Source organism: Nonomuraea sp. NPDC050153 (assembly GCF_044460125.1).
Taxonomy (GTDB): domain Bacteria; phylum Actinomycetota; class Actinomycetes; order Streptosporangiales; family Streptosporangiaceae; genus Nonomuraea.
On sequence record NZ_JBITJQ010000009.1, the window covers coordinates 288,106 to 313,461 of the forward strand.

Annotated in this window: 25 protein-coding genes and 2 pseudogenes; 20 read left to right on the top strand and 7 right to left on the bottom strand. The window is 68.3% G+C overall.

All coding sequences use genetic code 11. From position 1 onward, the window contains the following. The first annotated feature begins 136 nt into the window (after nucleotides 1–136). Genes ACIBQ1_RS24270 through ACIBQ1_RS24290 form a run of 5 tightly spaced genes read left to right on the top strand, consistent with a single transcriptional unit; the run spans nucleotide 137 to nucleotide 4,968 of the window. Entirely contained in the window at nucleotides 137–1,174 is a 1,038-nt protein-coding gene (locus ACIBQ1_RS24270) for a GNAT family N-acetyltransferase (protein WP_397280821.1), read from the top strand. Next, on the top strand, nucleotides 1,159–2,163 hold the full coding sequence (locus tag ACIBQ1_RS24275; RefSeq protein ID WP_397280823.1) for a hypothetical protein: 1,005 nt from the start codon (nucleotides 1,159–1,161) through the stop codon (nucleotides 2,161–2,163). The genes ACIBQ1_RS24270 and ACIBQ1_RS24275 overlap by 16 nt, the downstream gene beginning before the upstream one ends. Next, nucleotides 2,160–2,888 carry a hypothetical protein gene (locus tag ACIBQ1_RS24280; protein WP_397280824.1) on the top strand — a complete coding sequence of 243 codons (729 nt, stop codon included), beginning with the start codon at nucleotides 2,160–2,162 and terminating at the stop codon, nucleotides 2,886–2,888. Before ACIBQ1_RS24275 ends, ACIBQ1_RS24280 begins: the two co-directional genes overlap by 4 nt. Continuing rightward, a complete protein-coding gene (locus ACIBQ1_RS24285; protein WP_397280826.1) occupies nucleotides 2,885–4,060 on the top strand; it encodes a hypothetical protein in 1,176 nt (391 codons plus the stop codon). Before ACIBQ1_RS24280 ends, ACIBQ1_RS24285 begins: the two co-directional genes overlap by 4 nt. Then, entirely contained in the window at nucleotides 4,057–4,968 is a 912-nt protein-coding gene (locus tag ACIBQ1_RS24290) for a glycosyltransferase family 2 protein (RefSeq protein WP_397280828.1), read from the top strand. The genes ACIBQ1_RS24285 and ACIBQ1_RS24290 overlap by 4 nt, the downstream gene beginning before the upstream one ends. Before the next feature lie 43 nt (nucleotides 4,969–5,011). Here ACIBQ1_RS24290 and ACIBQ1_RS24295 read toward each other — a convergent pair whose 3' ends face one another. The 4 genes from ACIBQ1_RS24295 to ACIBQ1_RS24310 all read right to left on the bottom strand — a co-directional run bounded on the left by ACIBQ1_RS24295 (nucleotide 5,012) and on the right by ACIBQ1_RS24310 (nucleotide 9,668). After that, a complete protein-coding gene (locus ACIBQ1_RS24295; RefSeq protein ID WP_397280830.1) occupies nucleotides 5,012–5,977 on the bottom strand; it encodes a hypothetical protein in 966 nt (321 codons plus the stop codon). Nucleotides 5,978–6,113: 136 nt separating this feature from the next. Next, nucleotides 6,114–6,548: a roadblock/LC7 domain-containing protein gene (locus ACIBQ1_RS24300; RefSeq protein ID WP_397280831.1), complete on the bottom strand. Its 435-nt coding sequence runs from the start codon at nucleotides 6,546–6,548 to the stop codon at nucleotides 6,114–6,116. Next, complete coding sequence (locus tag ACIBQ1_RS24305) at nucleotides 6,545–9,241, bottom strand: nitrate- and nitrite sensing domain-containing protein (RefSeq protein WP_397280832.1); 2,697 nt, start codon at nucleotides 9,239–9,241, stop codon at nucleotides 6,545–6,547. The genes ACIBQ1_RS24300 and ACIBQ1_RS24305 overlap by 4 nt, the downstream gene beginning before the upstream one ends. 100 nt (nucleotides 9,242–9,341) lie before the next feature. Further along, nucleotides 9,342–9,668, bottom strand: a complete 327-nt coding sequence (locus tag ACIBQ1_RS24310) for a hypothetical protein (protein ID WP_397280833.1) — start codon at nucleotides 9,666–9,668, stop codon at nucleotides 9,342–9,344. Between the two features lie 30 nt (nucleotides 9,669–9,698). On the opposite strand from ACIBQ1_RS24310, the gene ACIBQ1_RS24315 reads away from it, so the two are divergent. From ACIBQ1_RS24315 to ACIBQ1_RS24335, 5 genes are all read left to right on the top strand, one after another. Beyond that, nucleotides 9,699–10,682: an ABC transporter substrate-binding protein gene (locus tag ACIBQ1_RS24315; RefSeq protein ID WP_397280835.1), complete on the top strand. Its 984-nt coding sequence runs from the start codon at nucleotides 9,699–9,701 to the stop codon at nucleotides 10,680–10,682. A gap of 62 nt (nucleotides 10,683–10,744) precedes the next feature. After that, nucleotides 10,745–11,449, top strand: coding sequence for an ABC transporter permease (locus ACIBQ1_RS24320; RefSeq protein ID WP_397280837.1), 705 nt, complete (start codon nucleotides 10,745–10,747; stop codon nucleotides 11,447–11,449). A gap of 20 nt (nucleotides 11,450–11,469) precedes the next feature. Beyond that, entirely contained in the window at nucleotides 11,470–12,225 is a 756-nt protein-coding gene (locus ACIBQ1_RS24325) for an ABC transporter permease (RefSeq protein WP_397280839.1), read from the top strand. Between the two features lie 86 nt (nucleotides 12,226–12,311). Beyond that, a complete protein-coding gene (locus tag ACIBQ1_RS24330) occupies nucleotides 12,312–13,247 on the top strand; it encodes a methyltransferase (RefSeq protein ID WP_397280841.1) in 936 nt (311 codons plus the stop codon). A gap of 335 nt (nucleotides 13,248–13,582) precedes the next feature. Next, entirely contained in the window at nucleotides 13,583–14,344 is a 762-nt protein-coding gene (locus ACIBQ1_RS24335; protein WP_397280843.1) for a hypothetical protein, read from the top strand. On the opposite strand, the gene ACIBQ1_RS24340 is transcribed toward ACIBQ1_RS24335, so the two are convergent. Next, nucleotides 14,329–15,582, bottom strand: coding sequence for an RNA-guided endonuclease InsQ/TnpB family protein (locus tag ACIBQ1_RS24340; protein WP_397280845.1), 1,254 nt, complete (start codon nucleotides 15,580–15,582; stop codon nucleotides 14,329–14,331). The genes ACIBQ1_RS24335 and ACIBQ1_RS24340 overlap by 16 nt on opposite strands. Before the next feature lie 6 nt (nucleotides 15,583–15,588). Continuing rightward, nucleotides 15,589–15,987: an IS200/IS605 family transposase gene (tnpA, locus tag ACIBQ1_RS24345; RefSeq protein WP_397280847.1), complete on the bottom strand. Its 399-nt coding sequence runs from the start codon at nucleotides 15,985–15,987 to the stop codon at nucleotides 15,589–15,591. A gap of 63 nt (nucleotides 15,988–16,050) precedes the next feature. On the opposite strand from tnpA, the gene ACIBQ1_RS24350 reads away from it, so the two are divergent. The 3 genes and pseudogenes from ACIBQ1_RS24350 to ACIBQ1_RS24360 all read left to right on the top strand — a co-directional run. Next, on the top strand, nucleotides 16,051–16,449 hold the full coding sequence (locus tag ACIBQ1_RS24350) for a hypothetical protein (protein ID WP_397280849.1): 399 nt from the start codon (nucleotides 16,051–16,053) through the stop codon (nucleotides 16,447–16,449). A 478-nt stretch (nucleotides 16,450–16,927) separates the two neighbouring features. Beyond that, nucleotides 16,928–17,701 (top strand): annotated as a pseudogene (locus ACIBQ1_RS24355) (IS5 family transposase); the annotation flags it as partial. A 285-nt stretch (nucleotides 17,702–17,986) separates the two neighbouring features. Then, nucleotides 17,987–18,760, top strand: a pseudogene (locus ACIBQ1_RS24360) (IS5 family transposase); the annotation flags it as partial. A gap of 639 nt (nucleotides 18,761–19,399) precedes the next feature. On the opposite strand, the gene ACIBQ1_RS24365 reads toward ACIBQ1_RS24360, so the two are convergent. After that, complete coding sequence (locus tag ACIBQ1_RS24365) at nucleotides 19,400–20,698, bottom strand: hypothetical protein (protein WP_397280851.1); 1,299 nt, start codon at nucleotides 20,696–20,698, stop codon at nucleotides 19,400–19,402. A gap of 94 nt (nucleotides 20,699–20,792) precedes the next feature. Between ACIBQ1_RS24365 and ACIBQ1_RS24370 the strand changes: the two genes are divergently transcribed. The 7 genes from ACIBQ1_RS24370 to ACIBQ1_RS24400 all read left to right on the top strand — a co-directional run bounded on the left by ACIBQ1_RS24370 (nucleotide 20,793) and on the right by ACIBQ1_RS24400 (nucleotide 25,344). After that, nucleotides 20,793–22,001 carry a plasmid pRiA4b ORF-3 family protein gene (locus ACIBQ1_RS24370; RefSeq protein WP_397280853.1) on the top strand — a complete coding sequence of 403 codons (1,209 nt, stop codon included), beginning with the start codon at nucleotides 20,793–20,795 and terminating at the stop codon, nucleotides 21,999–22,001. Between the two features lie 269 nt (nucleotides 22,002–22,270). After that, nucleotides 22,271–22,552, top strand: a complete 282-nt coding sequence (locus ACIBQ1_RS24375; RefSeq protein ID WP_397280855.1) for a hypothetical protein — start codon at nucleotides 22,271–22,273, stop codon at nucleotides 22,550–22,552. A gap of 78 nt (nucleotides 22,553–22,630) precedes the next feature. After that, nucleotides 22,631–22,987: a hypothetical protein gene (locus tag ACIBQ1_RS24380; RefSeq protein ID WP_397280857.1), complete on the top strand. Its 357-nt coding sequence runs from the start codon at nucleotides 22,631–22,633 to the stop codon at nucleotides 22,985–22,987. A gap of 86 nt (nucleotides 22,988–23,073) precedes the next feature. Further along, nucleotides 23,074–23,211 carry a hypothetical protein gene (locus ACIBQ1_RS24385; RefSeq protein ID WP_397280858.1) on the top strand — a complete coding sequence of 46 codons (138 nt, stop codon included), beginning with the start codon at nucleotides 23,074–23,076 and terminating at the stop codon, nucleotides 23,209–23,211. A gap of 38 nt (nucleotides 23,212–23,249) precedes the next feature. Next, nucleotides 23,250–23,546, top strand: a complete 297-nt coding sequence (locus tag ACIBQ1_RS24390) for a tyrosine-type recombinase/integrase (protein WP_397280860.1) — start codon at nucleotides 23,250–23,252, stop codon at nucleotides 23,544–23,546. Nucleotides 23,547–24,085: 539 nt separating this feature from the next. Continuing rightward, nucleotides 24,086–24,634, top strand: coding sequence for an ATP-binding protein (locus tag ACIBQ1_RS24395; RefSeq protein WP_397280861.1), 549 nt, complete (start codon nucleotides 24,086–24,088; stop codon nucleotides 24,632–24,634). Continuing rightward, entirely contained in the window at nucleotides 24,580–25,344 is a 765-nt protein-coding gene (locus ACIBQ1_RS24400; protein WP_397280862.1) for an alpha/beta fold hydrolase, read from the top strand. The genes ACIBQ1_RS24395 and ACIBQ1_RS24400 overlap by 55 nt, the downstream gene beginning before the upstream one ends. Nucleotides 25,345–25,356: the final 12 nt, after the last annotated feature.

The following is a 25,356-nucleotide window of genomic DNA, read 5'->3' on the forward strand; positions in this document are numbered from 1 at the left end:
GTGGTGCGCGGGCGAAGGATGCACGCGTCCAATGGTGTGACGCGGCATGATCAAACCAGACATATACTTCAATTCTCGACGGCATATAACTATGTTGCATATTTGTTATATATTCACCGCGCAGCTAGGACGCACCGTGAGGTTCGACTTCTTCCAGCCGGATCGTGATCCCGAACCCGCAGGCTGGGAAGACTTCCGCCGTAGCCGCGATCTGACGGCTATCTGGTCATACGACGTGATCCGCGCCTCCTTCGACGGATCCTGGGCACGACCGCTGCTATGCGTGGCTCGCGAGGGGGAACGAGTCGTCGGCGCCGTGGGCGCGCTCCGGCTCGGACGCGGGCCGCTCCTGCTCGACGTACGCCTGCCTGCCCACTCCAACGGCCCCACGTGGTGCCTGCCCGACGGCGCCGAAGGGCGGGCGATCATCAGGGGCTTCGAACAGGCCGCCGTCGCCCGGTTCGGCCGGCGGCTGGCCGGAGTGGTGTACCGCATGGTCACCGAGCCCGCCCTTCCGCTGGTGGCCAGACGCGGCGCAGTGGTCCGCCACTCTCCCGGCACGACCCAGTTACCCGTGCGCTGGACGAGTGCCGAGGAATGGATCGCCACGCTCAGCCGCAACCGCCGCTCCACGCTGCGCCGCCAGCTCAGGCGGATCGAGGGGGCCGGCACGCTGCGCGTCCTGGAGGGCAGCGGGCGCACCGACCTCGACCCCGCCCAGCTGGCCGAGCTCCACGAGCGCCACGCCGCCCGGGTCGCGGCCCGCACGGTGCAGGGAAACGGGCCGGGCGCCTTCTTGGGCCGCCTTCTGGCGCGGCCGGCCGCCTCGTTCGATCGCCGCCTCGCGTTGTCCGTCGCCTACTTCGCCGAGCTGACCCGCCGCGACGACGTCTGGACCGTCTCCTATCACGAGGGCGAGCGGCTTCTCGCCTTCGCCATCGTCTACGACCACCCTGTCACCCCCATGTACGGGCCATGGGCGGCGCTGCCCGCCGACGAGGGCGGCCGCAAGGACCTCTACTTCGACAGCTACGCCCGGATCGTCGCCCGCGCGGCGGCGGGCAAGGCCGAGCGGCTGTTCGCGGGGCGGGGCTTCGTTGACGTCAAATGCTCGCTGGGGTTCGAATACCTCCCTATGAGACTCGTGGCAGTACCTAGATGGGCGATCGGATGAGGGTCGAGCTGCTTGATCCGCGGCACGACCCGGAGCCCGGCGACTGGGAGGAGTTACGCCGCGCCGCCGGCCAACGGGTGACCTGGCGCTACGACCTCCTGCGCGCTTACGCCTGGGCCGCCCAGGCGCCCGTGCTGCTGGCGGTGCTGCGGCGCGACGGCCAGGCGGTGGGCGCGGTGTCGGCCTCGCTGCGCGCCCCGCGGTTACGGCGGGGCAGGTACGCCGGGCCCGGGCGTGGGGTGGCGGGCGTCGTGGACGTGCACGCGCCTGGCAACCGCTCGCAGAAGGGCTGGTGGTGGCGCGGTGAGAACGACCCCGACCTCCTGCCCGGCTACGCTCGCGCGGTGCGCCGCGCACTCGGCCCCGGCTGGCGGAGCATGGTGTGGCGCGAGGTCTCGGAAGGCGAGAGCGCGCTGCTGCCCGGCCCGCTCAGGCTCCGCCTCCCCACCGCGCCCCTGGCCAAACTGATCCTGCCCTGGCCGCGCCTGGAGGATTGGTACGCGGTGCTCGATCCGCGCCGCCGCGACTCCCTGCGCAGACGCGCCAAGACCTTCTCCGCCGAGCTGTCGGTACGCATCGGGGCCGCCCGCGAACTGGTCAGCTCGGACGAAGCCGCCGGCCTGCGCGCCGAGAACGACCTCAAACACCGCAGCAGGCTGTTCCCGGCCCCGCCGCTCCCGCTGCCCTACCTGGAGGCGCTGATCGGCAGCGGCGAAAGCGTCGCGCTGACCTACCGGCAGGGCGAACGGCTGCTCGGCCTGTCGCTCATCCTCGACCACCCCGACTGGCCCATCTGCCTGAGCTGGGGCGCGGTCCCTCCCGAGAACGGCGGTCGCAAGCACCTGTACTTCGACGGCTACGTCCGCATGATCGAGTGGGCCATTGGCGCGGGCAAGCACGGACTGGTGCTCGGCAAGGGACAGGCCGAGGTCAAGGGCAGTCTGGGCGCCGACCTGCTGCCCTCCTCGGTGATGGCGGTGCCGCTGTGAGATGCGTGCAGTGCGGCGACCCGCACCCCACCCGCCTGCGCGGGCGACGCCGGTCGTGCCGCTCCTGTGGGGCCGTCTTCCTGGAGGTTCCGGTCGCGCCCCGCTCCGTGGCCGATGATCCGCTCGTGCCGTACCTGCCGGCCCGGATGATCCGCTGGATCCGCGACAACGACGACGACCGCCCGCTCGACCGCGCCACCCTGACCAGCTGGTACCAGGAGTTCGACGCGCTGGTGCTCAGGGCCAGAACCGACGACACCGCCGCCGGGCTCCTGGCGGAGATCAGCGAGATCTCGGCCGGCGACCTGCCCACGAGGCCGCCCGCCTTCCCCCAGGTGTGCGCCGCCCTGCACGCGACGTGCTACGACCTGCGGCTGGCCGAGGCGCGGCTCGCACCGGGCGACTCCTGGACCGCCGAGCGCCTCGCCCACGTACGCGCCTGGTTCGCCGGGCCGGGCCGCGCGGCCACGTGGCTGGCCGCGCCACCGGCCGCCTCTCCGGACCGCGAGGCGGTCGCCCGCCTGCTGCCCCTGCCGGACCGCTTCGAGTCCGCCCGGCTCAGGACATTCTTCTCTGCATTGTTCCAGGTGGACAGAGGGCCCTCGCCGATCGGCGTGCTGGACCGCTTCGGAGCCGAGTCGGTCGAGGCCGCCCTGCGCACGTACCTGCGGGACGGCTCGCGCCCGCTGCGCGAGCAAGTGGTCGCCGACCTGGACGCCGGATGAGCGCCGTCACCCACCGCATCGGGCTGTCCAGGCTGACGACGCTGCTCGCCGGCCGTGCCGTCTTCCGGCTCATGCTGTACGGCTCGGCGGCCCTGCTCGCCCTGGCCTGGAGCCGTCCCGACTTCAACGCCTACGCGGCGGTGATGGGAGCCGTTGGCTGGCTGTGCATGGTCGTGCAGTCCGGCGGCGAGAAGGCGGCGCTGAAGCTCATCCCGCGAGCCCGCCGCACCAGGGACGACCTTGCCGGCATGCTACGCGCCCTGGTCGCCTACGTCCCGGTGCCGCCCGCCGTCGCGGCGGTGGTCGCGCTGGCCGCCGCTCCGGGGGAGCACCTCACGTTGTACCTGCTGGGCATCGCCTACTACGTGGCGCTGGGCTGCGGAATGCTTGGCGTGGCCCTGCACCGCGCGCTCGGTCACTACACCCGCGACACCGTTCACTTCGCCGTGCTGGGCCTCGGGATGGGCGCGATGGCGGGGCTGGCGTTCCTGGCGGGGGTCGGGCCGACCGGCTACCTGTCCGGGCTGCTGGCGCTGGTCACCGTGCTCAACCTGTCGCTGCTGCCGGGGCTGCCGCGCCAGGCACGACCGCGGCCCGGACTGCGCCGCGTGCTGGCCGGGACCATGCTGCTGATGGGTGCGGCCGACGTGATGAACAACGCGATGATCGGTGCCCTGTTCGTGGAGCTGGCCCTCAGCCCGCACGCGGCGCAGAGCGGCGACCTCTACCTCGTCACACTGGGCTGGGGATTCGCGCTGTCGATCCTCTACACCGTGCAGCGCATCTACCAGCCGCAGCTCTCGCTGCGCGTGGCCGGGGGTGGCCTGGCCGGGGCACGCGTGCTCGCGCGGCGCATGGCCGGGCTCGCCGCGCTGGGGGCGGCTCTATGGCTGCTGATCTCCGGGATCGTGCTGGCCCAAGGACAGCACGGGCAGCTCGCGCTTGGGGCGCTGGCCCTCACCCTGCTGCCGATGCAGGCGTTGGCCAGTGGTGCCACTTTCGTCGTCGAACATACGAACCTGCGGGCCAACGCCAGGGCGGTCGTTATCGCCCTGGCCGCCGTCGCCGGACTGGGCGTCGTGGCCGTCTCCCTGGCCGGGGCGGCCGGGGCCGTGTACGCGCTGGGGGCGAACCCGCTCGTCCTCGGCCTGGCGCTGTGGAGGGCGCGATGACCGGATTGACCGTGCTGGTGCCGTGCTTCAACGAGGGCGCTCAGGTCGACGTGGCCCACAAGGAACTGATGGCGGAGCTGGCTGCCATCGAGGACCTGGAGATCCTCTTCGTGGACGACGGCAGCACCGACGACTCCCTCGCCCGCATCCGTACGCTGGCCGAGGCGGACCCGCGGGTGCGCTATCTGTCCTTCACCCGCAACTTCGGCATCGAGGCCGTCATGGCCGCCGGGTTCCGTTACGCCGGGCAGCCCTGGACCGTCCAGTGCGACGCCGATCTGCAGGTTCCGCCATCGCAGATCTGGCGGTTGCTCGACGGCGCCGCCGAAGGCCACGACATCGTCTTCGGCCGCCGAGTGCGGCGGCGCGACCCGCTCGTACGCAAGATCGGCTCGGCTGGGTTGCACTGGGCGGCGCGGACCGTGTTCCGCATCGAGATGCCCCGGGGCGCCTCCACGTTCCGGCTCGTCCGCACCCCCGTCGCCCGCACGATCACCGAGTTGCGCCTGCCCTGGTTCATGGCCGCCGTGCCGCTGGTGGGGGCGCGGCATACCATGGTCGACGTCAGCCATCGCGAACGCGACTCCGGCCGATCGAAACTGCGGCTGGCTCGGCTGGCCGGGCACTCCTTCGAGTTGTTCTTCGGCTTCTCCTGGCGGCCGTTGAACGCCCTGTACCTGATTGCCGCGCTGGGCCTGGTGGCGGCCGTCCTGGGGCTGGAGGTCGCGCACCTGCTGGTGTCGGCGGGGACGCTCGCCGCTGTGGCCCTGGTCGGACGCTACGTTCACCGCCTCGCACCGCGTCCACCCGCGTTCTATGTCCGCGAGTCGAACCTGCCTCTGCGCCCTGAGGACACTCTCTCCCACGGCGCCCCCACTCCGCCCCCACCGTCTCGGCCCGCTGTGTAGCACGGACGGTGGGCGGATCGGGCGTTGATCAGCGTGCCGGCGATCAGGAGGTGAAGAGGTCGAGCAGGTCTGTGCCGCGCTTGGTCCGGTGGACGTAGATCTCTCTTCCGTCGCGCCGCCGGGTGACCAGCCCCGCCGATTCGAGGTGGTTGCAGTGGTAGGTGATCACGCTGGGGTGGCATTTGATGCGCCTGGCCAGAACGCCCATCGACAGCGGCTGGTCAACGCTGATCAGGATGGTCGCCCGTGCATTGCCGAAGAGGAACCCGAGCTGCTCCTCGGTGTCCTTCGGCCTGGGCATCGTCAGATGCGGCGGGGAGTAGCCGACCCACACGGCGTCCGGTCCGTCGACGCAGGTGATGAGCGCGTTCGGTCCGGCGAGCATGGGCATCAGCACCAGGCCCTTGGACCCGATGGGGAACTCGTCGAGGCTGTAGTGGGGGATGGTCAACGCGCCGTCACGGAAGGTGCAGTCGGGGTGCAGGCCATTGAGCACGACATCGAGTGCTCCTCGGGCGCTGGCCACAGCGATCCGCTCGACCTCGCGGTCGAACAGCGCGCGTGTCTGCTGCCACTCCGGATGCATGGCGGACCACACCTGCTCCATCAGGTTGGCGAACCCGTGCAGCCAACGGCGAGGGGCCTTCATCGCGGGCTGCCAGTGGGTCGGCGGTTGCCCGTTGGTCAGGGAGTCCAGCTCTACCTGTAACGCGTCGGGCGACAGATCGCGAAGCATTTCGAGTTGCGCGGGAACGTCCACATCTCGGCTGAAGTCTCCGGGGAACGCGACAGTGGGAAATACGGTGCAGCCGGGTGCCGAGAGCGAATCCACCACCGTTCCATCAGGTGTCACCGCGGCGGAGCGCACCAGTTGCCGCCATCGTTCGGGAGTGCCCTTGTCCCGGCCCGCGAGCGCATCGCTGATCAGCGCGAGCATGGACAATCCGGGGACCATCGTCACGGTCACAGGTACCCGATCAAGCCGCTCAATGAGCAGGCGCGCGCGCATCAGTGGGTCTTCCCTTCGAGCTTCGGTCAACAGGAAGCAGCGATGCTACCCATGGCACGGTGGCGGATACAGGCTTGCTTCGGTGGTCGGCAGGGCGCCGATTCCGGAAGACGATGATCGCCTGCGTCCTGCTCACTCATCCGCACCACCTGATCTGGCTGGCGCGCAGATGCTCGCGTACGGCGGGAGTCAGCACCTGACGCGCCCGGTCCGCCATGAGCGCCATGTGGTAGGCGACGAGCGCCGCGTCGCTGTCGGGCGCAGCGAGCACGGCCAGCCAGGCGTTTTCGCCGATCGACATGGTGGTCAGCATCATGCCGTTCGCCATCTCGACCATGCTGTGGACAACCTCACCGCCGTCGAGGGCCCAGGACGCGGCCACCGACAGACCCATCAGCCCAGAGGTGATCGCGGCCAGCCGGCCGGCCCGGTCGACGGGGAAGCCCGAGGACGTCGCCAACGGCAGGCCGTCGCCGGAGAAAAGGACGGCGTGGGCGACTCCTGGAACAATGCCAACGAATTCGCTGATCAGCCAGTCGACCTCGTAGGCCATATAGCTCAAGTCGTTCATGCGCCCTGTCCTCTGTGCTTCGGGTCAGGAGCGGCCATGCCCATACTGATGTCGTCCCGAGCGGACCGGTATCCCTGCTGGAAGCTGGACAGGCGGCTGCGTACCCGGTCCGCCGAGATGGACGGCATCGGCGGGACGTCTTTGGGCGCGGAGGCCGGGGTGGCCGAGCCGGGCACCAGGTTGGCCTTGGGCACCCGCTTGGGCAGCCCGGTCGCGGTCTCGCCGTCGCGCACCGGCTCCGCGGCGGCTCTCGCCGCGTTCCATCCGGCGTCGGCCGCCCCCCAGCTGGCTCCCTGCTCGAACCACGCCGACTCGATCGAGGCGTAGATCGGCAGATACTCCTCCGAGGTCGCCTTGGTGGCCGGGATGGGGCTGGTGGACGCCGACGTCGTGTCGGGGAAGTCGTAACCGGACGGCCGCTGCGGCGCGTCGTCCATGCCGCCGCGCAGGCCCAGGTTGGGGCGCCTGGGGAGGAACGTTTCCTCGCCTGACAGGTCGTGCCGTTTCCGCGCCGGTGCCCACGGGTCAGCGGTGCCGAAGGAGCCGGTGTCGGCGGTGCGCGGCCCGGACGGCCGGACGGCGGATCCCGCCGGCCTTTCGGACGGTGCGAGCCAGGCGCCGGGCGGGTTGGACGGGTACGAAGGATGCCCCGGACCCATCTGGATCGAGCCCCATTGCGGTGGGGCGGGGACAGCCTCGGAAGAACCGCCGGGATAGCTGGGCGCCTGCGTGGCGAGCAGCGCCTCGGGCATGAGGATCATCGCGGTGAGCCCCCCGGTTTCGTGCCGGCGCAGCTGCACCCGGATTCCGTGGCGGTGGGCCAGGCGCGCGACCACGAACAAGCCCATGCGCCGCGACACCGACACGTCCACGGTGGGAGCGTCAATGAGGCGCTCGTTGGCCTGGGTGATTTCGTCCGGGGTCATGCCGATGCCGGCGTCGGTGATCGACAGCATCATGCCGCCGCCGTCGATCCTGCTGCCCGACACCATCACCTTGGTCTCCTGCGGCGAGAACGACAACGCGTTCTCCACAAGCTCGGCGATCAGGTGGATGACGTCGTTGACGGCCTGTCCGGCAATCGAGACGCCGTCCGGGACCTGGAGGACGACCCGCTCGTAGTTCTCGACCTCCGACAGCGAGGCGCGGGCGACGTCCACGAGCTTGACGGGCTTGCTCCAGCGGCGGGGCGGTTCCTGGCCCGCGAGGACCAGCAGGTTCTCGCTGTTGCGCCGCATACGGGTGGCCAGGTGGTCCAGCCTGAACAGGTTGCCGAGGCGCTGCTCGTCCTGCTCGCCCTGCTCCAAACCGTCGATGAGGGTGATCTGCCGCTCCACCAGCGTCTGGCTGCGCCGCGACAGGTTCACGAACATCGCGTTGACGTTGCTGCGCAGGCGGGCCTCCTCACCCGCCAGCCGCACCGCCTCGCGGTGGACCTCGTCGAACGCCCGCGCGACTTCGCCGATCTCGTCCTTGGAGGAGATGGCGATCGGCGGCACGTGAATCGCCTTCGTGTCGACCTCGCTGTTGCGCAGCTGCCGCACGAGCTCGGGGAGCCTCTGGCTGGCGATCATGAGCGCGTCTCTGCGCAACCGCCTGAGCGGCCGGACGAGCGAGCGGGCCATGACCGCGGTGATGGCGAGGACCAGGAGCAGCAGCACGGCGAGGATGATGATGTTGAGCGTGGCCGCGGACCGGTCGCTGGACTGAATGTCGGCGCTTCGGGTGCCAACCTGCTCCAGCAACGCCCGCTGAACGGTGTGCAGCCGGCTGACGGTGTCGCTGATGGCGTTGAACCACAGGGTGACGTCGTTGGAGGTCGAGGTGTCCAGCCGCCGCAGGGGGAGGCCGGCGTTGGTGAGGAACACGGCTCTGTTGATGTAGAACTCGCCCCGGCCGACCTCCACACTGGCGACCGTGTTGTCGTGGAACTGCCGCTGCGCCAGCGTGGCCACGGCGCGGAACGAGGCGCGCTCACTCTCGCGATTGGAGCGCGCGTCGAGGAACGCCTTGTGCTCGGGCTCTTCGAACGCCCCTTTGACCAGAGCGATCGTCAACAGGCCCCGCAGCTTGGCGGCCTCCTCTTCGGAGCGGGCGACGGCTCGCAGCGCGGCGCTGGTGGAGATCAGCCGTTCGTCCGTCGAGCCCTGCGCCACCTCGTCATACAGTTGCAGCATCTCCGCGATGACCTCGGAGTACTTCTCCATCGTCGGGAGCGGCGGCAGCTGCGCGTTCGGCCCGGACACGGTGGCGCGCAGCGAGGCGAGCTGGGTCAGCCTGGTGCGGACAAAGGACAGCTTCCTGCGGCCGAGATCGGACAGTGAGTCCTGGGCCTCCGCGGCCACCGCATTCGTGCGCTGCACGCTGGAATCGACGATCCGCCGCTGGGCCGTGAGCTGCTCCAACCGCGCCGATGCCCTGTCGGAGGCGACATAGTACGCGGAAAGGTCACGCTCGAGTGCCATCTCGCGGGACAGCTCCCCGAGCTGCCCCACCAAGGAGCCCACGTTGCTGATGCGCTGATTCTGCTCCGCGCTGCTGATCGATATGCCGACCCGCAGCGCCCCCAGGGCCACGGCCACCAGGGTCGGAATGGCGATAAGCGTGATGAGGCGGGTCCGCACCCGCCAGTTTCGCAGCGCCATCGGGTTCCCGTGGGCAGGAACCTGCTCCGCCGACTTATCGTCGGCCACGAACCGTTCCTGCAGAACGGGAACGCTGGCACGACCAACTTGGGTCATTTTTGTCCCTTACCGATGGCGAACGTCTCCCAACGGCCTGCCTCGGGAGACTTCAGCCGCGTCGCTGACTGAACGCGGGCAGGCTCCGGCGCCGCTGCCGAGCGCGGGCAAGCTCCGGCGCAATTCGATCACACAACTCATTGGCCGGCCAACGCCACGAGGGTATTAAATAAATAAACATTTGCAATTCTCTGCAAACATCACGCACAGTCACTCGACCGGTCGATCGCCGGGTCATCCGATCATTTGGTGCGCGTCCGCCGTTCACGCTGGTGGCGCAATTCATTTGCAGAGAAATCCAAGAGAACGTCACCCGTCGCGCTTCAGCATCGATCTCGCCTTCGGTAATCTTCACGTTCGATGCCCCGGTGCCGATCACCGGAGGCTTCCTGTGTTAGGAGAACCTCGAATGACTCGCAAAGTGCGCCGTCGCACCGTCGTGCTCGGCGTTACAGCCACTCTGTTATTCACCGGCTGCGGTGGAAACGGCGAGCCGGCCGGCTCAACCGGCGGCAACGGCTTGGAGAAGGTCACCATCAAGGTCGGCGCCATGCCGATTCCCGACCCTGTCTCCCTCTACATCGCCATCGCCAAGGGCTATTTCAAGCAGGAGGGTTTGACGGTCGAGCCGGTCACCATCACCGGCGGCGCGGCGGCTGTCCCGCTGATCAAGAACGGTCAGCTGGACATCAGCCAGACCAACTACGTCTCGACCTTCCTGGCGGTGAGCAAGGGCGAGAAGTTCAAGCTCGTCGCGGACATGTACCAGGCCGGTCCGAACGCCTACAACATCATGGTCCCGAAGGATTCGCCGATCAAGACGGTCGCGGATCTCAAGGGCAAGACCGTCCTGGTCAACAACTTCCGGAACATCGCCACGCTGGCCGTCACGACGCAGCTGAAGGTTGCCGGCCTCACCGAGAACGACGTCAAATTCGCCGAGAAGCCCTTCCCCGACATGGGCAACGCGCTCCAGACCGGACAGGCCGACGCCGCCTGGATCACTGAGCCGTTCATCACCGCCAACCAGAGCAAGCTGGGTTTCCGCAAGATCGCCGACACCATGACGGGGCAGACCGAGGACCTGCCGATCGCGGGTTGGATGGCCTCCGACGACTGGGCTCAGAAAAACCCGAAGACGCTGGCCGCCTTCCAGCGGGCCATCGCCAGGGCGCAGGCGCTCGCATCGAACGACCGTAAGGAGATCGAGGCGATACTGCCCACGTACACGAAGATCGATGCGAAGACCGCCTCGGTCATCACGCTGGGCACCTTCCCGAGCGAGCTGAGCGCCAACAGGCTGCAAAAAGTGGCCGACCTCATGCTCGAGTACAAGTACCTCGAGAGTCCGATCGACGTGAAGTCGGTCATCGCGACGCCGTCGGGCGGATGAGTCGTTCGCGGTCATTCCGCAGCGTCGTGGGCGTTGCGGGGTTCCTCGTCGCGGGAGAATCGGTGATCCGGTTCGGGCTGAGCGACGGCGTGGTCTTCCCCACACCCTCCGTCATCCTGATGGAGGCCGCGCGGCTGGCAGCCGACGGAGAGTTCTTGTCGGGAGCGCTCGCCACGCTCACGAACTGGGCGCTCGGCCTGCTGGCAGCGGTGGTGGTGGCGGTCCCGGCAGGCGTCCTGCTCGGCTCGCTGGCCCCGTTGGAGCGCGCCGTCCGGCCCGTACTGGAGTTTCTGCGGCCCATTCCCTCGGTTGCGGTCATCCCGCTGGCGATCCTGCTGATCCCTGTGGACGGATTGATGAAGGTCGGCGTCATCGTGTACGCGTCCGTCTGGCCGATCCTGTTCAACACGTTGTACGGCATGCACGACGTCGACCCGCTGGCGAAGGAGTCGCTGCGTAGCTTCGGATTCGGGCCGCTGGCTGTGCTCGGCAGGGTGAGCCTGCCCAGCGCCGCGCCTTTCGTCGCGACCGGTGTCCGGATCGCCGCCGGGGTCGCGCTGATCATCGCCGTCAGCGCCGAGCTGTTCGCCGGCGGAACCGCGGGCCTGGGGGTCTTCGTCATCCAGGCGGGCAGCGGAAACAGGACCGACCTCATCATGGCGGCCACGCTGTGGGCCGGCATGTTCGGCCTGCTGGCCAACGCATCGCTACGGGCGGCCGAGCGCCGTCTGTTCAACTGGCACCAGGCACGGACGGGTGTGGCGTGAAATCACTTGCCGGGATCTTGGTGATTCTTCCTGTCATCGTCGGGTGGGAGCTCGTCACGCGGTCGCTCGGAGACACCGACTTCCCGCCGCCCACGAGCATCGTCGCCCGCATGCACGAGCTGTGGTTCTCGGGCCCGGCCGCGCGCCTGTTCCTCACCGACGAAGCCGTGGACAACATCCTGCCCAGCATGGGACGCATGTTCTCCGGCTGGCTCCTGGCCGCGTTCATCGGAGTGGTGGCGGGAGTGGTGCTGGGACGTTCGCGGGTCGCGGCCGACTACGTGGACGCGCTGATCGAGTTCGGTCGTGCCGTTCCGCCGCCCCTGCTGCTGCCGCTGTTCATGGTGCTGTTCCAGGCCGGGCTGGCGATGCAGCTCGCCGCGATCGTCTCCGGCGTGATCTGGCCCGTGCTGCTCAACTCGATCGACGGAGCCAGAAACGTGGACCGCACCTACACCGAGACCGCCACGGTCTTCGGGCTGTCGAGACCGCAGCGGCTATGCCGGATCGTCATCCCCGCCGCCTCGCCCAAGATCTTCGCGGGCCTCAGGCTGAGCCTGTCCCTCGCGCTGATCCTCATGGTGATCTCCGAGGTGTTCGGCAGCACGGACGGCATCGGCTACCAACTACTGGTGGCGCAGCGGAGCTTCGACACGCCCGGGGTCTGGGCGACGATCGCCCTGTTGGGCATTCTCGGCTATATCGTCAACTCGCTGTTCGTGCTCGCGGAGCGCCGGCTGCTGATCTGGCACAGGCAGGCGAACCGTACGCCATGACCTCTGGGAAAGGGCACATGCCGTCATCCGACAGCCTCCTCTGGGAGGCAGTTTCCGGTATCTCCCGTTTTGCTGCCCTCTTGACTATGGCGGAGCTCGGCGTGGCCGATCAGCTCACGCATGGGCCGCTCAACGCCGAAGAGCTCGCCGCCAGGTGCGGGGCGCACGCCCCCTCACTCCGCCGGGTCCTGCGCGAGCTGGCGGGCATCGGGGTCGTCCGGCCGGCCGGCGCCGACCGATACGCCCTCACCGAGGAGGGCTCGGCGCTCCGCTCAGACGTCTCCGGCTCGATCCGCTCGTCCATGCGCATGCTCGGCGAGGAGAGCTTCTGGTACGCCATGGGCAAAATGCCGGACACGGTACGCGAGGGCAACTCCGCGTTCGTCGCCAGGTACGGCGAGCTCTACGAGCGCCTGGCCCGCCATCCCGACATCAGCCTCCTCTTCGACGACTACATGACCGCCAGGGCCGACGCCTTCACGCGGGGCCTGGTCACGCGCTATGAGTTCACCGATGTCGGCACCATGGTGGACGTCGCCGGAGGCAAGGGTTCGATCCTGGCCACGATCCTGCGCGCCAATCCCGGCATGCGGGGCATCCTCTTCGACCTCGACCACGTGGTGGCCCATGCCGGGGAACTGCTGGCCGCGGAGGGCCTGGCCGATCGGTCCGAGGTGGTGGCCGGGAGCTTCTTCGACTCAGTGCCCTCGGGTGGGGACGTCTACCTGCTGGCCAGCGTCCTGCACAACTGGGGCGACGACGACGCCGTGCGCATCCTGCGAAATGTCCGGCGCGCCATGAAACCCGACGGGCGCGCGCTGATCCTGGAGGTGGTGCTGCCCGATGACGCGGAGCCGCATCTGAGCAAGGACTTGGACCTGAGGATGCTGGCCATCTTCAACGGCGGCTCGGAACGGAGCCGACAGGAGTACGCGAAGCTCTTCGCCTTGGCCGATCTCGAACTGGGGGAGGTCGTGGAGTTGGGTGCGGGAGCAAGCCTCCTCCAGGCCGAGCCCATCTGATCGCTCGGCTTCGGCGCCCCGCCGTACCGGACCGAGCCGACCACCGTTGTGGCGGCGTGCCCCGCGGTCGCCGCAGGCGAAGAGACCTTCACCCGCAGCACGGCCGAACACGACGACCTGGCTCACCGTCGCTCCCGCGGACGCCGTGGGCGCACTGCTATGCCGAGCGCTGGATCCGGACGGTGCACGCTGAGTACACCGACCGCATGCTGATCTACGGCGAACGCCACCTGCGCGCGGTCCTGAACGAATATTGCGATCACTACAACGACCAACCGGCCGCATCAGGCTCGTGGACAACGACCACCCGATCACGATGAGCCGGATCGAACCAGGTGGCCGAGATCGACACCGGCACCCTCAAGATCAAGCGCCGGATTGACCTGCCCGAGCACCCGTGCCCGACCTCTTTGGCGCTGACCGGCGAGCGGCTGTGGGTGGGCTACGGTTGTTTCGACAAATTCCAGGGCGGCTTCCTCGCTCTCGACCTGGCGGCGACCTCACCTACACCGGTCGCCATCGGGCTCGGCCTCCACAGCGCACCGAAGGTCGTGGCCGCGGGCAACACACTCGTGGTCGGTGAGGTGACCGGCGTCCCGGCCGACCTGATCGTCTATGACATCGGCGGGCCCGCTCCCACCTTGCGTGGCAAGATCGACGGCGTGACGCATGACCAGTCGGAGGTGAGGGACCTCGCGTTGACCTCTGATGGAGCGCATGTGATCTCGGCGTTCGACACACCGTACCGGTTCGACACCTGGAACACCACGACCCTGTCCCGGGTGCGCCGCTACGGTCAGCCGCACGAGGCGTACCCCACAGGTCTGGCGATCAGCTCGGGCGATGCCTATGTCGCCGGCGGACGCGATTGGAACACCGATGTCACGGTCTACGACGCGGCGACGGGCGCGACGGTCTTCTCGGGGGACAACCCGGCGGGAAGGTTCGTCACGGGCGGGCTCGCGTTCTCGGGCACGAATCTCTACGCCCTGCTGAGAGGGTCCGGGGACCAGCTGCACCTGTGGCGGTTGAAGCGCTCCCCACGGCTAAGCCGGGGGATTCCAGCCAGCTCGGGCTCCGTCTACGCGGTGGCCTGAGCTGCTGTTGCTTGGCGGTTTGCCTTCCGGCCCACGCGGTTGCGTGGTTTGCGCGCCCCAGCTCGCGCACCCGGTCTGGGTTGCGCGAACTCCGCCCTCCCGGCGGTGAGGATGTTGTTGGCGGCGTGCACGTCGGCGTGCTCGGTGTGTCCGCAGGAGGTGCACCGGAAGACCGCTTGGCTCTCGCGGGACTTCGGGTCCACCACCCTGCAGACGCGGCACGTGATGCTCGTGTACGCCGGGTTGACGGTGATGACGTGGCTACCGGTGTAGCGGGCCTTGCTGCGGGCGGCCAGTTCGATGCGGTGCCAGCCCTTGTCCACGATGGCCTTGTTGAGGCCGGACTTGGCCGCCGCCCCGTTGGGCAGGTAGCTGCCCGGCTGGTCGGCATCCGGCTTGGGTTTCGCGGTGGCGGTCATGTTGCGGGTGGCGAGCTTCTCGAAGACGATCAGCTCGAAGCTGGTGGCCAGCACGCACGCGGTCTTGGCGGCGAAGTCGGCGCGGCGTCGCCGGACCTTGGCCAACGCCCTGCCCAGCGTGGCGGCGGCCTTCTTGCGGCGGGCCGATCCCTTACGGGTGCGGGCCAGGCGCCGCTGCAGGACAGCGGCGTGCTCGACTTCCCGGTCGGTGGCGAACACCTGATGGTGGAACACTCCGTCCGAGCGGGTGACGACCTTGACCACGCCCCGGTCGATCCCGGCCGCGCTCCCCGGATAGGCGTGCCGCTCGGGCGGGCTGATGTCGTCCTCGACGAGGAAGCTGATGTGCCAGTGCGCGCCGTCGCGGCTGACGGTGGCGTTCTTCACCTTCCCGCCCAGCGGCCGGGTGATCCGGAACCGCACCCAGCCGAGTTTCGGCAGTTTGGCCCGCGCCCAGCGCCGGTTGAGTCGCTCGATGGTGATTTTGCCGCCTTCGGGGAACCGGAACGACGGCGCGGTGCGTGCCCGCGACTTCCAGCGGACTTTCCACGTGCCGTGCCGCGAGCAGGCTTGGTCCAGGTCAATGAGGGTCTGTTGGAGGCAGTGGCCGGGCACTTCGGCCAGCCAGCCGAACTCGGTTTTGGCCTCGACCAGTTGCTGTGCCTGCTCGTGGTAGCCGATCCAAGCATCCCGCCTGCGGTAGGTGCGGCGTTGTTCCAGGGCGGTGTTCCACACGCTGCGGCACGCGCCGCCGATTCGTTCGGCGAACGCGGTCTGCTCGGCGGTCAGGTCCAGGCGGTACTTACGTCCGGTCAGCATGGCCGCTCACCGGTTCTTCTGGTTCTCGACATACCGCTTGACCACGTCCAGTGGCGCACCGCCGACGGTGGCGACAAAGTAGGAGTTGGTCCACAGGGTCGGCAGTTTCGAGGTCAAGCTGGGGAACTCCTGTCGCAGCACCCGCGAGGAGCGGCCCTTGATGGCTTTGACCAGACGGTGGATGCCGTACTGGGGGTCCACCTCGACCAGCAGGTGGACGTGGTCGGGCATGACCTCCAGCTCGATCAGCCACGCCTGCTTCTCGGTGATCACCTCGCGGATCAGTTCCTTCAGCCGCGTCTCGATCTGTCCGCCGAGAACTCGCCGCCGGTACTTGGGGCACCACACGACGTGGAACGCGCACTGGAACGCGATGTTGCTGTTCGTGCGGAGGGTCACGGCCACAACGATCATTATACAGCTTTTCGCTGTCTACCGCTCAAAGATTCGAGAGAAGGGCTTACCTCCATGGCTGAAGCCAGGGGTCCGCGCCCTAGATCTCCGATCGAGGACATCACCCGCACCCCATCGTCGCTGGCCCTGACAGCGCCCTCCGACGCCGTGGCCGGCAAGCCGCTCACCGTCACCGGTAAGTTCACGCTGAGCAACGGCACCGAGCCCGGCGCCCAGCAGCTCATTGTCACCCGCCGCCGGCTCGGCGGCGGTGCCACCCAATACCTCCCGGCCGTGACGACGGCGGCGAACGGCACGTTCACCATCACCGACACCCCGCCCGAGGCAGGTGACACCACCTACACCGCCACCTGGGAAGGCAGCACGAACTACAACGGCAGCACCGGCACGGTCACCTTCCCGGTGAAGAACGACTCGTCCCCGCAGGCGCCTCCCCGACGATCGAACACCTAAGAGCCTGCTGACGAAGGACTTTGGTGTCGAGGCTCGGGTCAGGAGAGCGTCGAGGTGCGGTCATCATTGGGCTGTTGACCGGTGAACGGGAGCGGGCTCCCGGTAGCTGAGGTGGTGTCTAAGCAGCTCAGCGGCCAGGAGCCCGTGGTTGTCTGTCTACACGCCTGCAGCGGTGAGCGCCAGCGGTTGTGCCTCACCCGGATGCGCATGTCGCGGTCGGAAACCGGCATACCCCTCAGAGCCTGCTGACGAACGGATTTGGTGACGGGTTCGAGTCAGAAGACCGTCGGGGTGTGGTCATTTTCAGGCTGTTGACCCGTGAATGGGAGTGGGCTCCCGGTAGCTGAGGTGTTGTCTACGCAGCTCAGCGGCCAGGAGCCCATGGTTGTCTGTCTACACTCCCGCGTCCCGGGGCGCCAGCGGTTGCGCATCACCGGGGTGTGAATGTCATGGCCGGAATCCGGCATATCCCTCCGATCTGACCGATTCCGAATGGTCGGTGCTGGAGGGCGAGGCGCGGGCGGTGATGGCCGAACTGGTCAGGGCCACCGGCAGGCCCATGGTGCATGATCTGCGGGCGGTGCTGGACGCGATCAACTATGTGACCCGGTATGGGATCGAGTGGCGGGCTGTGCCGGTCGACTTTCCGCCGCATGATGCGGTGTATGCGTTCTTCCTGCGCTGGTCGGGGCGTGGTCTGCCCGAACGGCTGGCCGGGCGCCTGCGCGGCCGCCTGCGGGTCATGGCCGGACGCAACGAACTGCCCACGGCGGGCTGTATCGACTCCCAGACCGTTAAGGCGGCCGAGACGGCCGGGGCCGCTGCTTGCGGGTACGACGGAGGTAAGAAACTGAAGGGGCAGAAGCGGCATATCGTGGTCGACACGCTCGGACTGCTCCTGTGTGTGACCGTCACCGCCGCCTCAGTCCAAGACCGTGATGGCGCACACCCGCTGCTCGCCCTGTTGCGGGCGAAATTCTCCACTCTCGCGCTGGTGTGGGCCGACGGCGGTTACGCCGGACGGCTGGTTACCTGGGCCAAGCAAGCTCTCGGCCTGGCCGTCGCGATCGTCAAGCGCTCCGACGATGTCCGCGGCTTCGTCGTGTTGCCTCGCCGGTGGGTGGTGGAGCGAACTTTCGGCTGGCTGTCGCGTTACCGCCGACTCGTACGGATCTATGAACGTAAGCCCGAGCACCACGAAGCCCTGATCTGGTGGGCCACCGTGCACCAGATGACCCGCCGCCTGGCCCGTGAACTGGCAGGTCAACCGCCGCATGGCCGCTGGAGCGACCCGCCGCCGCTGCCCGCCCTGTCCAACCCCGACCGGCGCGGCAAGGTCCTGGAACTCCTGGCAACCCAGCCTTGGAAGGCTTGGAAAGGGACCGAATTGGCCGCCATCCTCGGAATCGAGAACATCAACAGCTTCCGCGTCCAACTATCCCAATGGTCCCACCAGGGCTACATCCACAAGATCGGACCAGCCTTGTACGGGCCAGTGCCCACGAGCACTTAAGCCTTCGTCAGCAGGCTCTCAGATCTGTCCGACAGCGAATGGCAGGTGCTGGAGCCTGAGGCGCGAGGTGTGATGGCCGAACTGGTCGCGGCCACGGGCCGGCCGATGGTGCATGACCTGCGCGCGACGCTGGACGGGATCGGCTACGTGACCCGGTACGGGATCGAGTGGCGGGCCCTGCCGGTCGATTTCCCGCCACACGCGGCGGTGTATGCGTTCTTCGTGCGCTGGTCCCGGCGTGGTCTGCCCGAACGGCTGGCCGGGCGGCTGCGTGGCCGGTTGCGTGTTCTGGCCGGGCGGGCAGAACTGCCGACGGCCGGTTGTATGGACTCCCAGACGGTCCGGGCGGCCGAGACCGTCGGGGCGGCGGCCTGCGGGTATGACGCGGGCAAGAAATTGAAGGGGCAGAAGCGGCATATCGTGGTCGACACGCTCGGGCTGCTGTTGTGCGTGATGGTCACCGCCGCATCGGTGCAGGACCGGGACGGCGCGCATCCGGTACTGGCGCTGCTGCGCCAGAAGTTCTCCACCGTTCGTCTGGTCTGGGCCGACGGCGGCTACGCCGGACGGCTGGTCACCTGGGCCGGGCAGGTCCTGGACCTGGCCGTGACGATCGTGCGGCGCAGCGACGACCTGCGCGGCTTCGTCGTCCTTCCGCGCAGGTGGGTGGTAGAACGAACATTCGCCTGGCTGGTCCGCTACCGCCGACTGGTGCGCATCTATGAACGCAAGCCTGAACATCACGAAGCCCTGATCTGGTGGGCCACGGTGCACCAGATGACCCGCCGTCTGACCCGCGAACTCGCCGGCCGGCCACCCGCCAGCCGCTGGGGCGATCCACCACCGCTGCCGCACCTGTCCAGCCCCGATCGGCGGGGCAAGGTCCTGCAACTCCTGGCCGCTCAGCCCTGGCGGGCCTGGAGAGGTAGCGAACTGGCCGCCATCCTCGGCATCGAGAACGTCAACAGCTTCCGCGTCCAGCTGTCCCAATGGTCCCACCAGGGCTACATCAACAAGATCGCACCGGCTCTCTACGGCCCCACGCCCACCAGCACTTAAGCCTTTGCCAGCAGGCTCTAAGGGGTGTTGCAGACGTCGGCGTGTGGGCAGGTCAGAGCAGGATTTGTGGCCACGCTGCGCGGCTCCCGCAACCCCCTCTTCGCGAACTCCAGCGCCGCTGTCGAGGACTACACCGACCTGCTCAACCGCCGCTGCCAGAACGCCCGCGTACCGGACGAGTTCGCCCCACCACGGAAACCTGTCCAAAGACATCCGCGAGCACACCGAAGCCCGCCTCAAAGATCGGACCCGCCCGGCCACCGCCATCTGCACCCCCACCCTGGAGATGGGCATCGACATCGGCTCCGTCACCTCCATCGCTCAGGTCAGCGCACCAGAGGGTGGCGCACACAGCCCGAACATCCGGGAGCGGTTCAACTATTCGGTGCGGCGCAGATCCATGCTGCCGGATCCGTCCCACCGGTTGTTCGCGGCTGCCTGGCGGGCTCGCTCTGCCAGTTCGCCGGTCAGGCCGGTGCGTTCGATGCACCATTCGACCCACTGGGGTAGCAGATCGAGTATGGCCTCGGCGTACTTCTTGATGTATCCGTCTGCGACGAGGATCACGGTGTGTTCGATCCGATGCGGGGAGCAGGCATAGTAGCCGGGTCCGGACAGGTGGGACCAGGTGTCGGCGAGCGTGGCGATGTCTTCTCGTTCGGGCGTGTGGTCGTCTCGATCGCGTAGCCAGGCGGTGAAGTCGTCGATGATCGGGTTCAGGTCCTGCTGGGGCTTGGGCTCAGCAGGGACGGTGAACGACTCGCAGAGGGCGCGGGCGCGCTGGCGCAGACGGAAATGCTCGGCGATGAGCTGTTGCGACTCGTTGCCGAGCAGCAGGGCGCCCAGGAGGTCTGAACGGCACAGCGGATCCAACAGGTCGCGGGCGGTGGCTTGGTCGCACGGGGCCGGTTGGGTGGAGGCGGGTGCCGCGTGCGTCCCCACGGCGGCTCGCCACTCGGCGAGCGCATCCTCCGGTGAGGCGAAGACGGCAGCGTGCACGACCCGGTCTCCGGTGCAGCGGTCGATGTCCCAGCAGTACCAGTGCGGGTCCTCCTCGCCCCAGGCGAAGGGGGCGAGGAGCGCGTACCGCGAGCCGTACTCGTCGGCCAGCAGCAATGGCTGTCCGGCCGGAGCGGCCCGGAGAATCCCGCTCGGCCACCCGGGAGCGATGCCGGCCTTGGCCAAGGCCGTCGTGGTGTCCTTGATGGCTTCGCGGACGGCGAGATCGAGGTCGCGGCGCAGTATCTCCCCGCTGGACGGCGCGGTCATCGCGGCGAGCCCGTGCAGCAATCGCCACAGGTCATCCATCTGCCCGCCGGTGCGCGCGGCGATCTGGATCTCGTCGCGGACGAGGTCAGCCAGCGAGGCCAGGTACTGGTCCCAGTGGAAACCCATGGTCTCGGTCTGGGTACGTGTCCACATCTCCTCGCCCACCAGGTCGACGACGGCGTTCTCCAGCCGCAGAGGCGAGTGGGCGGGCAGGTCGGCGAGGCGCTCGATGATCGCATTGTGGGAATTCGGCCACCACTGATCCCCAGCGGTCCCCAGCAACGACTCGAACAGCCCAGAACGAGCATCAGGCGACGGCTGACGGGCGGCGAGTTGCAGCGCGCGCCGGGCAGGATGGCCGCTGACTCCCCGCGTGGGGTTCGCCTTCGCTTTACGCTTCTTCGCCACGGCACCCGATCCTACGGTGTCTCATGGGCCAGGAAGGGCTCGTTCGCGCGGCGCGGGCGGCTGAGGCCAGACCTCGGGTCGTACTCTGAATGCTGTGCAGGAGGAGTTGCGGGCGTTCACCGAGTGGGTGGGCGCAGGCCGGAAGCTGACCCAGACGGGGAAACTGACGTTGTCGGATGCGCGGGCGCTGGTGGCGCTGCTGGAGACCGGCGACGAGATCGACCCGAAGATCGGCGACCGGGTGTTCCGGACGAAGAGCAGCGCCGAACTGCCCGGATTGAACCTGATCGTGGAATGGGCCAAGGCGGCTGGGCTGGTCCGGGTGGTCAAGGGCCGGCTGCTGCCGGTGAAGAAGGCGGCGCCACTGCTGAAGAACTCGGGGCGGTTGTGGGAGGCGTCGTTCACGGCGTTGGGGAAGATGAGCGAGGCGCTCTTCCCCAAGAACTACTGGTACACGTCGCTGGTCGGCGAGGAGTTCACGCTCATCTGGCCGGCGCTGCTGCGCAGGTTGTACGGCAGGCCGGTGCCCGTTGCGGATCTGCGGGAGCTGGCCTGGGAGATCGCCTCGCCGTATTACGAGATGCGCGACCCGCAAGCGCAGCGACGGATGGCCGACCAGGACATCGATCGACTGCTGGCCGTCCTGGTCCGGCTGGGCGCGGTGGAGCTCACGGAGGAGACGGCGGCTCTGACCCCGGCGGCGGTGAACGCCGTACGGCGCAGCCTGGGTGAGGCCGCACCGGGAGAGCCGATCTACCAGATCCGGGTGACGCTCCAGGAGAGTGCGGATCCGGTGATCTGGCGGCGCCTGCTCGTCTCACCCGGGATCACGATCAGCAGGCTGCACGACATCCTGGTCGCGGCGATGGGCTGGGAGGACCGTCATCTTCACCTGTTCACGGTGGGCGGTGTCCTGTACGGCGAAGCGTCACCCGAGTGGGATCTGGACGTTCTGGACGAGAAGAAGACCTCGCTGCGGGAGGTGCTCACACAGGTCGGGGCTACCATCGAGTACGAATACGACCTGGGTGACAGCTGGCGGCATGACATCGTGCTGGAGGAGATCCTCACCGCGGAGGAAGGGGTCCGTTACCCGGCGCTGGTGGACGGGTCGGGCGCTTGCCCGCCAGAGGACGTCGGCGGCATCGGAGGCTACCAACACCTCCGTCTGGTGCTGGCCGATCCCGGGCACGACGAGCACGACGAATATGTCCGCTGGGCCGGTCTGGGAAGCGCGCAAGAGTTCGACCCGGCCCGGTTCGCCCTTGAAGCCGCTCGCCGAGCACTGGCCTCGGCTGGGTGATCAGATGCACATCGCAGACGCACAGTCGGCGCGCATCCCCGCCGTTGCACTCGCTCCGCACATCAACGGCTGAAACGCCGGCAAGGGCGATCCCTGTACGGAAGCCCTGGTGGTGCCCGGTCGGGACCCATCGCGGCAGCGCCGACCGCCACACCCCCTGAGCTTCCCACCGTACTCCGGACACTTGACCTGAGGTCACCTCCCGATCGAATGCGAGCCCTAGCTGGCACGTCTGTCGTCACACACCGTGGGAGGCGGAGGAGGGACCAATGGCAAAGACACGTGTGCAGGTCAGCAGGCGATGCGGTTGTGTGGATGCGGAGACGGGACGTCAGCGAGGCGTCACGTGTCCGCGTCTGCCGGTAGATGACGATCACGGCAGCTGGTATTTCGCGGTCCAGGAACGCAGCCTGGACGGGCAGCGGCAGCGCATCCGCCAGGGCGGTTACGCCGACCCCGAGGAAGCGCAAGCGGCAGGCCGAGCCCTGGCCGCTGCCGACCACGACGGCGCAGGGGCCGGATGCACCCTCGGGCAGTGGCTGGCACGCTGACTGGCCACCAAGGACGCCCTGCGTCCGTCGACCCGGCAGGGCTACGCCACACACATCCGCTTCCACCTCATCCCGCAGTTGGGACGGATCCTGCTCCACCAGCTCAGCTCGCGCGACGTCAACAGACTGCTCGCGACGCTCGCGTCCCGCCCCTCGCCGACTGGCCGCCGGCTGTCGCCCGCTACCGTGGTGCGGATCCACGCCACCTTGCGGACCGCGCTGAACGCCGCGGTGCGTGCCCGACTGATCCCCGTCAACCCGGCCAACGGCGCCGAACTCCCCCATCCCCGCCGACCGCATCCGGTCGTCTGGACCGCCGGACGGACCGCCCGCTGGCAGCAAACGGGAGAACGTCCGGCGGTGGCGGTCTGGACCGAACAACAACTCGCGGCATTCCTGACCGGCGTCGCGCAGAACCGCCTGTACGCCGGCTGATGGCCTGCCGCGCTGCGCGGCCTGCGCCGCGGTGAGCCGGCCGGGCTGCGTGGGCGGACGTCGACCTGCAGGCTGCGGAGCTGACGGTGGCGCAGCAGCGCGTGCACGCCGACGACCAGGTCGTGGTCGGCCCGCCGAAGAGCGCCACCAGCTGCCGGATGGTGGCCCTGGACGCGGAGACCGTGCGGGTGCTGACCCGGCACCGCGAGCGCCAAAGGAGCTGAACGCGACGGCAGGAACCCACTGGCGGGACTCGGGATAAGTGTTCACCACCGCGACGGGTGCGCCGCTGCGACCGGACTACCTCACCGGCTGGTCGCGGCCCTCCGGACAACCGCCTATCCGGCTACACGACCTGAGGCACGGCGCCGCCACCCTGGCGCTGACCGCGCACACCGACCTGGAGGTGGTGCAGGCGATGCTCGGACACGCCAGCATCGTGCTGACCGCCGACACCTACGTCTCGGTGCTGCCGGAGGTGGCCCACAAGGCGGCCCGGGAGACGGCCCGGCTGGTGCTGAACGCCGCGTCCGCGCTGGGGCGGCAGCTCAGCGGCTGACTCAGCTTTGCCTCATAGTTGCCCCAATGCCGCCCCAGCGCACGGGCGCGGCTGGAGTTTCCGCAGATGGAGAAGCGCGCTCTGCAGGATTCGAACCTGCGACCGTCGGATTGGAATGAGGGCGGCACGAGCCGGCCGCGCGCACGGACTGCCCCCAGGGCGGCTTGGCGGGCAGTCCACGATCGCGGCGCTGAGACGAGTTCAGGCGGAAGCGCTCCTCGCTGCCGAGCGGTACCGCCACGACCACAAATGATCCACATCTTCTGTCATTCACGTTGACAACAGCCTTTTTTCGGCCGATGCTTTCCTCGCTGCACGCCCATCTTTTGACCATCACGCCCAATATTTGGGCATCTGGGAGAAATCCACGCCGTGTTCGCGATTCATCGTCTGAAACCCGAGTTCGGACGCGCCACAGCCCTTTCAAGGCGCCCCATGGAGGGCGGCGTGGGACCGGGAGCCTCCGGCGACAGGAACATCACGCAATGCCCTAGTGGCACGCTGACCTGCCATTTACCACCCATCGCAGCGAGTGCGCCGTGAATGTCGTCACCGATCTCACGCCCCGGCTGCTCTCCCGCTGGTGCGATCTGCCCCGCTCACCGATCGCGTCATCCATCGCCCGCCGCTGGGTATCGGGCATGCTCGCCTCCTGGGGTCTGCCTCTCTCCCCCGCCCGCGAGGCGACGATCGCCGAGCTGACCAGCGAGCTGGTCACGAACGCAGTCCAGCACGCGGCCCCACCCGCTCGCGGATCCTGCGACATAAGGATCAACGTACGAGTGGGGGGCGCCATAATCTGGCTGGCGGTCTGCGACCACGATCCGACCCTCCCCACGCAGCGAGCCCCCGACTTCCTCGCCGAAAGCGGACGCGGGCTGTTCCTTGTTGAGGCGCAGGCCGACCAGTGGGGCGCTGTACAGCACGAAAACGGCAAGTACGTCTGGTTCAGCCTGGAATGCCTCGACGGCACCCGGCGTGCGGGCGAGACGCCACCCGCCGACCACCCCGCATCCGCCAAGGAGAATCCGTCATGTCCCCCCTCGCCCTTCCCCACGACGTCCTCGGCTCGGGGCCGCACCGCGTAATCGCGTTGCACGGCTGGTTCGGAGACCACAGCTCCTTCAGGAAGGTCCGGCCCTACCTGAACGGCGATGCCTTCGCCTACGCCTTCCCCGACTACCGTGGGTACGGCCAGGCTCGCGACCTCACCGGCGAGTACACCCTCGCCGAGATCGCCGCCGATGTGATCGCGCTCGCCGACAAGCTGGATTGGGAGACATTCTCCCTGATCGGGCACTCGATGGGCGGGACGGCGATGCAGCGGGTGATGCTGGACGCGCCCGGCCGGGTCCGCAAGCTTGTCGGCATCTCTCCGGTGCCGGCCTCGGGCGTACCGTTCGACGACGAGGGGTGGGCGCTGTTCGCCGGCGCCGCCGAGGAGCCCGCCAACCGTCGCGCGATCATCGATCTCACCACCGGCAACCGGCTTCCGAGCACGTGGCTCGACGAGATGGTGGACAACTCGCTGCGGACGTCCACGGTGACCGCTCACCGGGCCTACCTGGACGCCTGGGCCCGCACCGACTTCCACACTGAAGTGGTCGGCATGACCACGCCGGTGCTCCTCATCGCCGGCGAGCACGACCCCGCGCTCTCCGCCGATGTCATGCGGGCCACGTGGCTGCAGTGGTACCCGAACGCCGAACTGCTGACATTCGCGGACGCCGGTCACTACGCGATGGACGAGACACCGTTGGCTCTGGTTTCCGCCGTCGAACGTTTCCTCGCCGCCTGACGACCTCTTGTG

Coding starts and splice junctions, on each gene's coding strand:
- ACIBQ1_RS24275 (WP_397280823.1), top strand. CDS start 1,159: ATGGGCGATCGGATGAGGGTCGAGCTGCTTGATCCGCGGCACGACCCG.
- ACIBQ1_RS24285 (WP_397280826.1), top strand. CDS start 2,885: ATGAGCGCCGTCACCCACCGCATCGGGCTGTCCAGGCTGACGACGCTG.
- ACIBQ1_RS24290 (WP_397280828.1), top strand. CDS start 4,057: ATGACCGGATTGACCGTGCTGGTGCCGTGCTTCAACGAGGGCGCTCAG.
- ACIBQ1_RS24295 (WP_397280830.1), bottom strand. CDS start 5,977: ATGCGCGCGCGCCTGCTCATTGAGCGGCTTGATCGGGTACCTGTGACC.
- ACIBQ1_RS24300 (WP_397280831.1), bottom strand. CDS start 6,548: ATGAACGACTTGAGCTATATGGCCTACGAGGTCGACTGGCTGATCAGC.
- ACIBQ1_RS24315 (WP_397280835.1), top strand. CDS start 9,699: ATGACTCGCAAAGTGCGCCGTCGCACCGTCGTGCTCGGCGTTACAGCC.
- ACIBQ1_RS24330 (WP_397280841.1), top strand. CDS start 12,312: ATGGCGGAGCTCGGCGTGGCCGATCAGCTCACGCATGGGCCGCTCAAC.
- ACIBQ1_RS24340 (WP_397280845.1), bottom strand. CDS start 15,582: ATGCTGACCGGACGTAAGTACCGCCTGGACCTGACCGCCGAGCAGACC.
- ACIBQ1_RS24350 (WP_397280849.1), top strand. CDS start 16,051: ATGGCTGAAGCCAGGGGTCCGCGCCCTAGATCTCCGATCGAGGACATC.
- ACIBQ1_RS24375 (WP_397280855.1), top strand. CDS start 22,271: ATGGCAAAGACACGTGTGCAGGTCAGCAGGCGATGCGGTTGTGTGGAT.
- ACIBQ1_RS24400 (WP_397280862.1), top strand. CDS start 24,580: ATGTCCCCCCTCGCCCTTCCCCACGACGTCCTCGGCTCGGGGCCGCAC.